Source organism: Rathayibacter sp. VKM Ac-2857 (assembly GCF_013205025.1).
GTDB lineage: Bacteria > Actinomycetota > Actinomycetes > Actinomycetales > Microbacteriaceae > Rathayibacter.
In genome coordinates this window covers 717,383-731,249 of record NZ_JABMLE010000003.1, presented here as the reverse complement: position 1 = coordinate 731,249, position 13,867 = coordinate 717,383, and the positions used below count along the sequence as shown (strand labels likewise).

Sequence of the window (13,867 nt, the reverse complement as noted above, 5' to 3'; positions counted from 1 at the left end):
GAGGTCGCCCCGGAGGTGACTCCGACGCAGCTGAGGAGGATCGTCGGCCGTCTGCGTGATCAGCTGCACGAGGAGCCTCTCGCCCAGCGGCACCTCCGCGCCCGGCAGGACCGTGCCGTCTGGATCTCGCCGGAGGTCGACGGCATGGCGACGCTCTGCGCGCTGCTGCCCGCGCCGGACGCGATGGGGATCGCTGATCGCGTCGACCGCATCGCCCGGTCCCTCCGCGAGGGCGGCGACGAGCGCACGCTGGCGCAGCTGAAGGCGGACGTGCTCACGGATCTGCTGCGCGACGGCGACATCGCCGGCACCACGCCCGCAGGTGACGGTCCTCAGATGTCGTCGTCGTTCGTGCCCGGGATCCGCGCCGAGGTGCGGCTCACGCTCGCCGCGTCGACCGCCGCCGGCCTCGACGACGCGCCCGCGGACCTCGACGGCTACGGCCTCGTCCCCGCCGACCTCGCCCGCGCGCTGGTCGCGACCGGCGCGTCGTTCACCCGCGTCCTGACCGATCCGGATACCCGCGCGGTCGTCTCCGTCGGCCGCACGTACCGTGTCCCGCCGCCCCAGATGCGCCTGCACCTCCAGCTCCGAGACCAGACCTGCCGCTTCCCGGGCTGCACCCGCACCGCCTCCCGGGCGGAGGCGGACCACACCCTCGAGTGGCGTAACGGCGGCGAGACCTCGCTCGAGAACCTCGTCTGCCTCTGCACGTCCCACCACCACGTCCGCCACGGCGACCGCTGGACCTACGTCCCCCGCCCGGACGGCAGCATCGTCTGGACCACACCGACCGGCCGCCTCGTCACCGTCCGCCGACCGGCCCTCGCCGGCGCCCCGCCGGGCCCCCGCTTCGAGGACGCACCGCCCCCGTCCTGACGAACGCCGGTCCTGACACATGCTCCGCGCTCTTCGACCAACATGCGCCGCTCATGCTGATCGAGTAGCCCTCGCAGAGGGCGTATCGAGATCCACCGTCGCCCGGTGAGTGGGTCTCGATACGCGCTTCGCGCTACTCGACCAACATGTTCTGTGAGCGCTGCGCGCTACTCGACCAGCATGGGCGCACGCCTGCTCAGCACGCCGGCCTTGATTCATGCTGATCGAGTAGCCCTCGCAGAGGGCGTATCGAGATCCACCGTCACCCGGTGGGTAGGTCTCGATACGCGCTCCGCGCTACTCGACCAGCATGTTCGGTGAGCGTTGCGCGCTGCTCGACCAGCATGTGGGCCGCGTCAGCTGCAGGTGCGGGCCGCGTACGGGGACTGCAGCGTGGCGCCGCCCGCCATCGCGGTCAGGGTGCCGGCCGGGACGGACGTGGCGCGCGTGGTGAAGGCGTGCGTCGCGTTCGCGCCGGGGGCCGCGGTCAGCGTGGGCGAGGCGCCCCAGGCCGAGCGGATCACGACGGACAGCGGCGCGGTGCCGGTGTTCTTCACGACTCCGGTCACGACGACCTTGCCGGCCACGCAGCGCGTGGACGCGGTGAGCGTCGCCGTGGACGCCGCCACGACCACCGTCGCGGTCACCCGCACGGCCGTCGAGCTGGAGAGCACGCGGCCGGGCGCGTTGTAGGCCGTCGATCCGCTCGCGCCGACCCACTGGTTGTCGTTCGCGCCGATGGTGCGGACGACTCCGGTCACGGGGTAGCGGCCGGGAGCGGTGCCGACGGAGGAGGTGTCCCAGGTGACCGGCTGCGAGGCGGTGCCGCGGCCGTAGGCGAGGACGACGTCGGTGCGGGCGGGCAGCGCGGCGACGGAGCCGACCTCGCCGAGGTCGGAGCGCACGGCGGTCGCCGCGTCGGCCGCGCGGACCTCGGCGTACTGGCCGGCGGTGAGCGAGACGATGCCGCCGTGCTTGGTCGACGGCGCCAGCAAGAAGCCGGGGTCGTTGAGCTGGGTCCAGCCGGCGTCGAGGTCGGTGGTCACCATCGGCCGGTAGCCGGTCGAGGGGATCACGTCGACGTAGAGGTACCAGCGATCCGCATCATGCTCCTTGAAGACGGCGGGCCCCTCCACTCCCCCGGCGTTGCCGCCGGCCCAGACGGCGCCGATGCGGTCCTGCAGCTGCGTCCACGCGGTGGACGGGAGCCACCACTGCTTCGCGGTCGTCGACTCCATGTAGATGCCGCGGCCGGTGCCGTTGTCCTTCGAGATCCGGTAGGTCGTGCCGCCGTCCTGGATCATCGTCGTGTCGATGACGTCGGCGCCGGTGTCGATGAAGGTGCCGCCGTAGGAGTAGGTCGCCTGGGTGAAGTCGGTGGTCGCTCCCCAGAGCACCCGCGAGGCGCCGGTGCCGGGCGTGTGCGCGGCGTTCGGGTAGACGGTCGAGGACCAGTAGACGACGAACGCGCCCTTGCCCGCGCCGTTGTAGTCGGCGACCCAGGTGGCCTCGGGCGCCCACATCATCCCTGCCTCGAGCTGCTTGGTGCCGGCCGCGTCGAGCGCGACGTCGAACTGGCGCAGGTCGCTCCAGGAGACGAGGTCGGTCGACTCCCAGACGTTCATCTTCGTGCTGCCCTGCGTGGTCCAGTAGCACCAGGTGGTGCACGAGCCCGAGCCCTGGTCGCCGCCGAAGACGCGGAGGTCGGTGGCGATGATGTAGTACTTCTTCGTCTCGGGGTTGTAGGTGAGGTACGGGTCGCGGACGCCGGTGGTGCCGAGATCCGAGGCGAGGATCGGCTTCCCGCCGTTCAGCGGGTCCCACTTCTCCGGGTCGTCGCCGCGCGAGACGTCGAGGTAGATCTTCTCGGCGTAGCCCTGCGCGTCCTCGACGAAGTGCACCATCAGGTAGCCGTAGGGGGTGTCGACGCCGACCTGCGGCTCGACGGTGACGGCGACGGCGCGGGACTGCGCGACGCCGCGGATCGAGGCGGTCGCGGTCAGCGTCGAGGTGCGGGCGGCCTGGTCGGCGGCGGGGCGGTCGGCGGCGAGCGTGCGGCCGTCGCTGGAGACGCGCAGGGTCGGGTCGCTCGAGGCCCAGGTCACAGTGCCGCCGTAGTCGGGCAGGTTCGTGGTCGAGTCGTCGATCGTGAGCGGCTGGACCGAGTCCAGCACTCCCGACACGAGCGGCGCGAAGCTCGCCGCGTGCGCCTGCGCATCCACCGTCGACACGGCCACCACCTCCTGGGCACTCAGCGCCCGATCGTAGACGCGGAAGCTCGACACCTCGCCCTTGTAGAAGGGATCAGGGTAGGGCGCGCGGCCGATGGTGTTGAGCGACTGGTCGGCCACCGAGGCGGGCCGCAGCGCGGTGGGCGCGGAGGCGACGCGGGTCCCGTCGACGTAGAACGAGATCGTGCCGGCGGCGCCGTCGATCACCGAGCTGAGGCTGTACCAGCGGTCGGCCGCGATGCCGGACGTACCGCGGGCGTTGTTCTCGCCGCCGCCGCCGGAGGTCGTGATCGCCGTGCGCACCTTGTCGCGCACGGACGCGAACCAGTACTGCGAGGTGCTGTCGCTGCCGATGTTCCAGAGGAAGTGGAAGGTCGAGAGCATCGACGCGTCGGCGCGGGTCTCGATCGTGACCGTCCCGGAGCTCTTGCCCGCCAGCAGGTCGTCGGGCAGCTCGACCCAGGGGGCCGCGCTGGTCTTCGCGCCGCCGGTGAGCCGGAGTGACGTGCCGGTCCAGAGCGCGTCGGTCCCGTTCACGACGCGTGCGGCTCCCACGGCTCCGCCGGCGGAGTTGGGGACGGTCGCGCCGGTGGTCTGGCTGAAGCGGTAGTCGGCGAGGAGGCCTGCGGTGGGGACGGTCGCGTCGGCCGCGGTGGCGGCGGGGGCCACGAGGCCGGCGGCGAGCAGCGCCCCGAGGCCGAGGGCGGCGAGGGCCGCGCGGAAGGGCGCGCGGCGGGTGGGGGTGGGCATGGTGCTCCTTTGCACGGGGGCGGGGGTCTGGGGTGGGTGGGTCTCGATACGCCCTCTGCGAGGGCTACTCGACCAGCAAAAATGGGGGCGCCTCATGTTGGTCGAGTAGCCCCGCAGGGGCGTATCGAGACCCGGCGTCACCAGCAGGGCGGGTCTGCAGACTCAGGTTCTGACGGTGGTGGATCTCGATACGCCCGCTCCGCGGGCTACTCGATCAGCAAGAAGTTCATGCTGGTCGAGTAGCCGCGCAGCGGCGTATCGAGACCCCGGTCGTCAGCAGGTGATGGCGGGGTAGGCGGCCGACTGCGTCGCCGCGCGGCCGGCGTCGTCGACTCCCGCGCCCGTCACCGCCGCCGAGCCCGCGGCCAGCGTCGGCTGGCGCACCGTGAAGCTCGCCGTGGCGTTCTTCCCACCGGCGACCGCCGGGAAGGTCTTGGTGCCGGAGGCGGTCGTGACGGTGATGTCCGCGGGCAGGTCGTCCGTGTTCTTCACCGTCGTGGTGAGCACCGGCTTGCCCGCGACGCAGCGCACGCTCGAGGTGGCGGCGAGCTGGAGCGCGACCGGCGCGGCGGGGGCACCGAGCGAGACGCGGAAGCGCTGGCAGTCGTTGTTGAGCACGCTCCACTGGCCGATCCGGGTGCCGTTCTGGTCCGAGCAGTTCGACAGGTCGAGCGCCTTGCCGCTGTGCACGGCGCGCAGCTCGACGGTGCCGTCGTTGCCCGGGCGGAGCCGCCAGCTGCTGCCGGTCACTCCGCACGCGCCCTGCGTGACGGTCGCGCCGTCGGCGGTCGAGCCTCCGGTGACCGTGACGCACTTGGCCGAGGCCGAGACGGGGTGCAGCTCGACGGCGCCGTCCGCCGCGGCGGTGAAGGTGACGCGCTGGCACGGCGAGCCGAGCCACTCCTGCTGCTGCAGCAGGGCGCCGTCGGCGGTGGAGCAGTTCGGCAGGTCGAAGGACTTGCCGGTGACGAGCGAGGTGACGGCCACCGCGCCGGCCGGGCGCAGCGCCCACTCCTGCGAGGCGGCGGCGCTCGGCGTCGACTGGCGGATCGCTCCGGACACCGCGTCGAGCGCCTTGCCGCTCGTCCGATTCGTCAGCGTCGAGTAGCCGCCGGTGCCGGGGGCGACCGTCCACTGCTGGCAGGAGGTCGTCAGCCACGCGGACTGCTGCAGCGCCGCACCCGAGGCGGTCGCGCAGCCGACCGGCCCGAGCGACTTCCCGCTGCTCGCGTTCACGATGCGGAGGAAGCCGTCGCCGGTGCTGTCGAGCGTCCAGCTCGCGCGGGGCGTGGAGCAGGGCGCCTGCACGACGCCGGCGCCGTCACCGCTCTGCGCGGAGGACACCGTGGCGCAGAGTCCGGTGCTGCGGCTGACCAGCTGCCAGGGCGCACCCTCGACGCGGGCCGTGATCGGCGCGTTCTCGCCGCTGGGCACGGGGATCCGCGCGGCGGTGCCGAGCGGGACGCCGAAGTCGGGCTCGCCGCCCTCGGTCCAGTCGACGAGGTGCGCGCGGGCCGAGCGCTGCCGGCTGCAGCCGTCGTTCGGGCCGGGGTTCGCGTGGTACAGGTTCCAGGTCTCGGTGCCGTCGGGCGAGTCGAAGAAGTCGTTGTGGCCGGTGCCGTACTCGCCGTTCGCCTTCGAGAAGACCGGTCCGTCGCTCTTGGTCCAGGAGGAGGCGAGCACGGGGTCGCCGGTGCCGTCGTACTCGAGGGTGCCGAGCTGGTAGTCCTCGGTGCCGCAGAAGCTCGCCGAGTAGACGATCCAGGTGCGGCCGTCCTTCTGCAGCGGGACCGGGCCCTCGTTGACCGGCGCGCCGATGGTCTCCCACGGCTCGAGCGGCTGCGAGAGCACGTTCTGCGGACCCGACACGGTCCACGGGTCGGACATCCGCGCGATGTAGTTGTTCTGCAGGCGGTTCGGCCCGGCCGAGAACGCCGACCAGGTGACGAAGAGCTCGCCGTTCAGCTCGAGGTAGGCGCCGTCGATGTTCCAGTCGTCGGTCGGGATCGGGCGGCCCTTGTAGCTGTAGGGGCCCATCGGGTCGTCGCCCGCGCTCTCGATCACCTGGAGGTGCTGGCGGTCGAAGTTCCCCGCGGTGCCCATCGTGTACATCAGGTACCAGCGCCAGCCGTTCGGGCCCTCGAGCCGCTGCAGCTCGGGCGCCCACATGTTCGCGTTCCGGCCCGGGTTCGTGTCGCTGTAGACGGTCACCGGAGTCGCGGTGCCCAGCGCCGCGAGCGTCGGCGCCTTGCGCATCACCACGCGGTTGTCCCAGGTGGTGGCGACCAGGTAGTAGTTCCCGTCGTGGAACTCGATCGTCGGGTCGGCCGTGTCCGGCTCGAGCGGGTTCGTGAAGGTCGACTCGCCGATGGCCGCCGCGGGGCTCGCGGCGGCCAGCGGCAGCGCCACGATCGCCGCGAGCAGGATCAGGAGGCCGGCGGTCAGCCGGCGGCGCAGGCCCGGTGCGGGCGCGGTCAGGTGCATGGATGACTCCGTCGTCGATCGTGATGCGGGCGCCTCCGGCGGGCCGCGAGAAGGCGGTTCCGAGAGCCGGGGCGAGAATTTGTTCACGGTAACAGCGGCAGTTGCGCAAGGTCAAACCCCTCCTGCCGATCGGGTTCGGCGTCGATTCCCACCTGGAGCGCCGTGCCGCACAGGGGCGGCTGACTATGCTGAACGGACCCGCGATGCCGAGCCCTCGTCATCCCGCCGCACCGAGGGTGCCCGGCTCTCCCCTCAGGGGAGCGGAGGAGGTCCGCGCCATGGCCGATCGGCCCAACCTCCGGCATGTCGCCGCGGTCGCCGGCGTCTCGCACATGACGGTCTCCCGCGTGCTCAGCGGGCATCCGAACATCAAGGAGTCGACCCGGCAGAAGGTCCTCGAGGCCGTCTCCGAGCTCGACTACCGGCCCAACATCGCGGCCCGCTCGCTCGTCACCCAGCGCACCGACCGCATCGGCGTGATGATCGAGAGCGGCGCCGAGTTCGGCCCGTCCAGCACCCTCCGTGCCATCGAGCGGGCCGCGCGCGAGAAGGGCTACTCCGTCACCTCCGTCGCGCTGCGCGACGACCAGGACATGAGCCCCGTCGACGCGATCCGGCACCTCTCCGGTCTCGGGATCGACGCGCTCTGCGTGATCGCGCCGCGCTCCTCCTCCGTCGCCACGCTGCGCACCGTCGAGATCGGCGTGCCGACGCTCGTCGTGAAGTCCGACAAGGACGCGAACTTCCTCACCGTCTCCGTCGACCAGCAGGGCGGGATGAGCCAGGCCGTCGACCACCTCGCCTCGCTCGGCCACCGCGACGTGCTGCACATGTCCGGTCCGCTCGACTGGCTCGACGCGCGCGCCCGCGAGCGCGCCTTCCACAGCCGCGCGAAGGCCTGGGGGATGCGCGAGCGCCCGATCGTCATCGGCGACTGGACCCCGGACTCCGGCTACGAGTTCGCGCGCAGCCTGCAGTCGGTGCCGGAGTTCACCGCGATGGTCGTCGCGAACGACGAGATGGCGCTCGGCGTCATCCACGGCCTGGTGGAGCGCGGCATCCGCGTGCCGCAGGACGTCAGCGTCGTCGGCTTCGACGACCTGCCGACCGCCCGGCACTTCCTGCCGCCGCTGACCACGGTGCGGCAGGACTTCGACAAGCTCGGCACCACCGTCGCCGAGGTGATCCACGCGCGGATCCGCGGCCAGGAGATCCCGCAGCGCACCCGCATCCCCACCGAGCTCGTGGTGCGCGAGTCGACGGCACCGCCACGCGGCTGACGCTCGCGACCGGCGCTCGCGTATCATCGGCGGCACCCCTGGCGCGACGCTCCCCCGGCGCCGCCCCGCACACGAACCGAGGACGGCACGTGTCAGTTCAGTCGACGACGACTCCCGCACGCCCCGGTCCCGCACGCCCGGACGCCGTGGTCGAGATGACGGGCATCCACGTCTCCTTCTCCTCCGGGCCCGCGCTGGCCGGCGCCCGGCTGCGCCTCGTGCCGGGCGAGATCCACGGGCTGATGGGAGAGAACGGCGCCGGCAAGTCCACGCTGATCAAGACGCTCACCGGGATCCACCAGCCCGACGCCGGCGAGATCGTCGTCGACGGCGTCGCCCGGCGCTTCAGCGGACCGGCCGATGCGAAGGCCGCCGGCATCACCGCGGTCTTCCAGGACGAGCGGCTGACCGACAACCTCAGCATCGGCGAGAACGTGATGATCGGGCACGAGATCCGCGGACGCCTCGGCATCTCCTGGTCGCGCACCCACGCGCGGGCGGCCGAGATGCTGGCCGAGCTGGGTCTCGAGGACCTCGACCCGCGCCTCCCGCTGCGCTCGCTCTCGCCCGCGATCCGCCAGCTGGTCGCGATCGGCCGCGCGATGGTCGACCGGCCGCGCGTGCTGATCCTCGACGAGCCGACCTCGAGCCTCGACCTCGGCGACGTCGCCCGTCTCTTCACGGTGCTGCGGAGGCTGCGCGGCCAGGGCGTCGCCATCGTCTTCGTCTCGCACTTCCTCGAGCAGGTGCTCACCCTCAGCGACCGCATCACGGTGCTCCGCGACGGCCGCACCGAGGGCGAGTACCCCGCGCGGCGGATGGACCGGGCCGAGCTGATCGCGAAGATGATCGGCAAGGACATCGACGCACTGCGGCAGATCGGCTCCGACCGCCGCGAGCACCGCCGGCAGCCCACCGGACCGGCGATCTACCGCGCCGTCGGGATCGGCAGGAAGGGCGCCGTCTCCCCCACCGACCTCGAGCTGCACCGCGGCGAGATTGTCGGCTTCGCGGGCCTCCGCGGCTCCGGGCGCACCGAGCTCGCGTCGCTGCTCAGCGGCGTGGAGCGGCCGGACAGCGGCGAGGTGCTGATCGACGGCGAGCACGCGGACATCGTCGATCCGGTGTCGGGGCTGCGGCACCGCATCGCGCACTCGAGCGAGAACCGCCGCGAGGACGGCATCATCGGCGACCTGTCGCTGCGCGAGAACCTCGTGCTGGGGGTGCAGGCGCTGCGCGGCTGGGCGCACCCGCTCTCGGCCGCGGAGACCGACACGCTCGTCGCCACCTACGTCGAGGCGCTGAACATCACGCCGGCCGACCCGGACATGCCCGTGAAGTACCTCTCCGGCGGCAACCAGCAGAAGGTCGTCCTGGCGCGCTGGCTCGCCACCCGGCCGCGCCTGCTGGTGCTCGACGAGCCGGCCCGCGGCATCGACGTCGCCTCGAAGGTCGAGATCCAGGCGCACATCGCCCAGCTCGCCAAGGAGGGCGTCTCCATCGTCTACATCTCCTCCGAGCTGGAGGAGGTGGTGCGCCTGAGCGACCGCATCGTCGTCTTCAAGGACCGCGAGAAGATCGGCGAGGTCAGCAACGGCCCCTGGCTCACCGTCGACACCATCGTCGAGATGATCGCCGCCGACACCACGGACGACGACGCCGCCGACGACGGCTGGTGACGCGCGTCCCGCGCCATGATCGGCATGAGCCGCTGGCACGGACAACGCCGACTGCTACGCTCGGGGCAACAGATCCCCCCAGGGCTAGTGCGCGAGCATCCTCAATACCGGGGGGCCTTTTCTTTTTCCCGGGGCCATCCGCACGATGTCAAAACCGTCACTCAGCATCGCTCAGCAGATCGAGCTCCTCCGCGAGCGCGGCTTCGACGGCGCAGTCTCCGACTCGGCCCTCGCCCGGTTCCTATACGACCACTCGTACTATCGGGCTTCGGGCTACTGGCGCTACTTCCAGGTCGCCCCTCACGACGGAGACAATCGCTTCGAGCCCGGTGTCACCCTCGACAGGATTCGCGATCTCTATCGCTTCGACGCCGTCATCCGCAGCATCGTCATGGACGGCCTGTCCGATCTGGAGATCGCTGTCCGCGCGCGCTTGGGTCACCATCTGTCCGAAGGCGAGGACGGCGTGGGCCGCTACCTCCGCCCGCACACCTATGCCACCCCACGCTCCCGCAACGGCGCCGCAATGCGAGTCGATCTCCTGAGAACGATCGGCGCCGAGGTCGCTCGCACCAAGGAGCACTGCGTGGCGAAGTATCGGGATACCGGCGACGTCGTGCCGGTCTGGGTCGCGATGGAGGTCCTCTCGTTCGGCACCGTCTCCAAGATGTACCGGCTCCTCGACGATGAACCCCTTCGGGAGACGATCGCGAAAGGCTTCGGCCTCAACGAATCGCGGCGACTGGATTCCACCCTCCATTCCCTCAGCGTCCTGCGGAACGTCTGCGCGCACCACGGTCGGATCTGGAACAGAGTCGTCGCCGTGAAGCCCTTCGTGCTGAACCGGCTGCGGACGGAGGCCGACCCGAGCATCTATCTCGGTACCCCTTGGGGTTGGTTCGTCGTTCTCGCCGATCTCGTCGACGGCGTCCGCGGAGGAAGCGATTTCAGCACGAAGCTCTTCGACTTCATAGCCGGTCATCCCGAATGGGAGGACGGTCTGAAGCATCCGCATCGGCGGTGAAGGAAGCCGCAAGACGCGGTTGACCCCTGTGAAACGTCTCACGTAGGGTGGCGCGGGACCGGGGAAAGCGCATTCCTGCATCCCGGACCATCGATGCCGAGGGATTCAATGCCGAATTCACGTCCGTTCCGCCCATCCACCTCCGCCGGGGCGCTCCGCTCCGGCCTCGGCCTCGCTCTCGCGGCGGGGCTCGCACTGACCGGCGCGTCCACCGCCGCGGCGCAGACCACCGCGCCGCCCGCCGCCCCCGCCAACCCCGTCCTCACCGCGCAGCTGGAGGACCTCGACCGCGGGGTCGTGGCGCTCGCCTCGCCCGACGGCGGCGTCTTCGTCAGCTGGCGCCTGCTCGCGACGGAGGTGACCGGCTCGTCCGCGACCGGGATGGTCGGCGCCGACTTCGCCGTCTACCGCGGCGCGGAGCGGATCGGGGTCGTCACCGACAGCACCAACCTGCACGACCCGGCGGGCGCGCCCGGTGACGAGTACCGCGTCGTCCCGCTCGTCGACGGCGAGCCCGGCGAGCCGAGCGCGCCGACCACCGCCTCGGCAGACGCCTTCGAGACGCTGCCGCTGCAGAAGCCGGCCGACGGCGTCACTCCCGCCGGCGAGGCCTACACCTATAGCGCCAACGACATGAGCGTCGGCGACATGGACGGCGACGGCGACTACGAGTACGTCGTGAAGTGGTACCCCTCGAACGCGAAGGACGTCTCGCAGAAGGGCTACACCGGCAGCACCTACCTCGACACCTACGAGGCCGACGGCGCGCTGCTGCACCGCATCGACCTGGGCGTGAACATCCGCTCCGGGGCGCACTACACGCAGTTCCTGGTCTCGGACTTCGACGGCGACGGCCGCTCCGAGATCATGACCAAGACCGCGCCGGGCACGACGATCCTGCCCGGCGGCGACCCCGCCCGCGCCGAGTCGATCACCCTCCTCCCCGAGGACGTCGCCGCGGGCGTCACCCCGCAGGATGACTACCGCCTCTCGGCCGCCGGCTACCGCGAGCACCTCATCGAGGTCTTCGAGGGCTGGGGCACCCGCGAGGAGGTGACGAGCGGCCAGTGGCCAGCGACCCTCGAGGAGGCGTTCGGCATCGAGCCGACGCACGCCTACCCGCTCGACCGCGCCGGGGCGACCGAGCTCGCCGACTACTTCATCGACGTCTACGCGCCGAGCCGGAGCGACCGCAACGACCTCACGACCTTCGAGGGCTTCGTCCTGAGCGGCCCCGAGTACCTCACGGTCTTCGACGGCGAGTCCGGCGAGGAGCTGCAGACCGTCGCCTACGAACCGGCCCGTGGTGACGACGGCCTGCTCTGGGGCGACTACGCCTACTCCCGGATCGAGCCGGGCAACCGCAGCGACCGCTTCCTCGCGGGCGTCGCCTCCTTCGACGGCGAGACGCAGTCCGCCGTCTTCGCCCGCGGCTACTACACCCGCGCGGTCGTCGTCGCCTACGACTGGGACGGCAGCGAGCTGTCGCAGCGCTGGGTCGCCGACAGCGGCCACGTCCCGCTGACCAACCCCTTCAACGACACCCCGCACGGCCGCGAGGGCACCAGCCCGGAGTGGGCGACGCTCACCACCCAGGGCTTCCACTCGCTCAGCGCGGCGGACGTCGACGGCGACGGGCGCCAGGAGATCGTCTACGGCTCCGCCACCCTCGACGACGACGGCAGCCTGCTCTACAGCTCGTACGACACCCTGCCCGAGGGCAGCAGCGCGCCCGGCACCGAGGCCAAGCTCGGCCACGGCGACGCGATGCACGTGACCGACATCGACCCGGCGAACCCCGGGCTCGAGATCTTCTCCGTGCACGAGGGCGGCGTCGGCGCGCCCTACGGCTACGCCCTGCGCGACGCCGCCACCGGCGAGGTGCTCTTCGGCGCCTACTCCGGCAAGGACACCGGCCGCGGGATGATCGGCGACATCGATCCGGCGATCCCCGGCCAGGAGGTCTGGGCGATCGGGAAGCTCTCGGCGAGCGGCGGGCTGCTCGACGGCGGGGATCCCGCCGAGCAGCCCGGCACCAACCAGAGCATCCGCTGGGCCGCGGACATGACCACGCAGATCGTCGCCAGCACGACGATGCAGGACGCGACGCCCGTCACTCCGACGATCGTCACCGGTGACGGCACGGTGCTGCTCTCGGCCGAGGGCACGGTGACGAACAACGGCACGAAGGGCAACCCGTCGCTGGTGGCGGACGTGCTGGGCGACTGGCGCGAGGAGCTGCTGCTGCCGACCGCGGACTCGACCGCGATCCGGATCTACTCGAGCACCGAGGTCACCGACCGCAAGCTGACCACGCTGATGCACGACCCGCAGTACCGGGTCGAGGTCGCGCGCCAGCAGACCGCCTACAACCAGCCGTCGTACACCTCGTACGGCCTGGCGAGCGACATCGACTGGTCGACGGTGCCGGTGCTGGCGCAGGAGGGTGCGCCCCAGCCGACGCCGGAGCCCACGCCTCAGCCCACCGGCACGCCCGTGCCGATGCCGACCGAGACCGCGCCGCCCGTGGTTCCGGCGCCGGGTGAGCCGGCGCCGGGTGAGCCCGCGCCGCACGCCCCCGCGCCCGTCGCCGGGCCCGACGGCGATCTCGCCGCCACCGGCACCGACCTGTCGCTGCTGCCGATCGGAGCGCTCGCGCTCCTGCTCGGCGGCGGGGCGCTGCTCCTGCGCCGTCGCCTGCAGCACGGCGAGTAGCACCCGCCACCGCATGCTGGTCGAGTAGCCGGCCAGCGGCGATCCATGCTGGTCGAGTAGCCGCACAGCGGCGTATCGAGACCCCACCCTCTGCACACGGTGGATCTCGATACGCCCTCTGCGAGGGCTACTCGATCAGCATGAAGCGGGCACCTCAGCGAGTTGCGCGGCGGGCTAGCTGCCGAGCAGCTGCAGCGAGGGGGCGCGGCCCTTCTCGATGTGGGTGAAGGCGATCGACTCGGCGAGGCGGTCGTTGCCGGAGAGGATCGCCTCCAGCAGGCCCTGGTGCTCGTCGGACTGCTGGTGCTGGTCGCGGGCGGAGGTCAGGTAGAACAGCCACGTCATCCGCCCGCTGACCGCCCGCATCAGCGAGCCGAGCAGCGCGCTGCCGGCGATGTCGACGATCGCCTCGTGCACGATCGTGCTGGTCTCGGCGACGAGCAGCCAGTCCTCGCTGTCGAGGGCGCGGTGCTCGGCCGCGATCGCCTCGTGCAGCGGCGCGGGGGACACCCCCTCCGCCACGCGCCGGGCGGCCAGGCGAGCGGCGAGCGTCTCGAGGCTGAGGCGCACGTCGAACAGCTCCGTGACATCGGCGGCGGTCCACTCCGAGACGCGCGAGCTGCGCCGCGGCAGGGTGCGCACGAAGCCCTCGTTCTCGAGCTGCGGCACCGCCTCGCGGATCGGCAGCCGCGACACCTTCAGCTCGCTCGCCAGCGTCGACTCGACCAGCCGCGACCCCTGCGGATACCGGCCCAGGATGATCTCGCGGCGGAGCGTGCGGTAGGTCTGCGCCGTCAGCGACTCCTCGGGGGCGATGCCGGTCAC

The 13,867-nt window shown here is 71.7% G+C and carries 8 protein-coding genes; 5 read left to right on the top strand and 3 right to left on the bottom strand.

The genetic code is table 11. The features are described 5' to 3' along the window. Positions 1–879, top strand: an 879-nt coding sequence (locus HQQ86_RS16890) for an HNH endonuclease signature motif containing protein (RefSeq protein ID WP_216845576.1), incomplete at its 5' end; no start/stop codon positions are given. Between the two features lie 356 nt (positions 880–1,235). Here HQQ86_RS16890 and HQQ86_RS21850 read toward each other — a convergent pair. Both HQQ86_RS21850 and HQQ86_RS16880 read right to left on the bottom strand, forming a co-directional pair. Further along, on the bottom strand, positions 1,236–3,860 hold the full coding sequence (locus tag HQQ86_RS21850; protein WP_173289382.1) for a LamG-like jellyroll fold domain-containing protein: 2,625 nt from the start codon (positions 3,858–3,860) through the stop codon (positions 1,236–1,238). Between the two features lie 273 nt (positions 3,861–4,133). Further along, positions 4,134–6,344: an RICIN domain-containing protein gene (locus HQQ86_RS16880; protein ID WP_173289381.1), complete on the bottom strand. Its 2,211-nt coding sequence runs from the start codon at positions 6,342–6,344 to the stop codon at positions 4,134–4,136. A gap of 278 nt (positions 6,345–6,622) precedes the next feature. Between HQQ86_RS16880 and HQQ86_RS16875 the strand changes: the two genes are divergently transcribed. From HQQ86_RS16875 to HQQ86_RS16860, 4 genes are all read left to right on the top strand, one after another. Next, positions 6,623–7,624, top strand: a complete 1,002-nt coding sequence (locus tag HQQ86_RS16875; RefSeq protein ID WP_173289380.1) for a LacI family DNA-binding transcriptional regulator — start codon at positions 6,623–6,625, stop codon at positions 7,622–7,624. Positions 7,625–7,713: 89 nt separating this feature from the next. Continuing rightward, positions 7,714–9,303: a sugar ABC transporter ATP-binding protein gene (locus tag HQQ86_RS16870; RefSeq protein WP_367948698.1), complete on the top strand. Its 1,590-nt coding sequence runs from the start codon at positions 7,714–7,716 to the stop codon at positions 9,301–9,303. Between the two features lie 145 nt (positions 9,304–9,448). Then, complete coding sequence (locus HQQ86_RS16865; RefSeq protein ID WP_173289379.1) at positions 9,449–10,327, top strand: Abi family protein; 879 nt, start codon at positions 9,449–9,451, stop codon at positions 10,325–10,327. A gap of 108 nt (positions 10,328–10,435) precedes the next feature. Continuing rightward, a complete protein-coding gene (locus HQQ86_RS16860; RefSeq protein ID WP_173289378.1) occupies positions 10,436–13,042 on the top strand; it encodes a rhamnogalacturonan lyase in 2,607 nt (868 codons plus the stop codon). 174 nt (positions 13,043–13,216) lie between these two features. Here the strand turns inward: HQQ86_RS16860 and HQQ86_RS16855 are convergent, their stop codons facing one another. Next, positions 13,217–13,867 (bottom strand): GntR family transcriptional regulator, encoded by a 651-nt coding sequence (locus HQQ86_RS16855; protein WP_173289377.1) that lies wholly within the window; start codon positions 13,865–13,867, stop codon positions 13,217–13,219.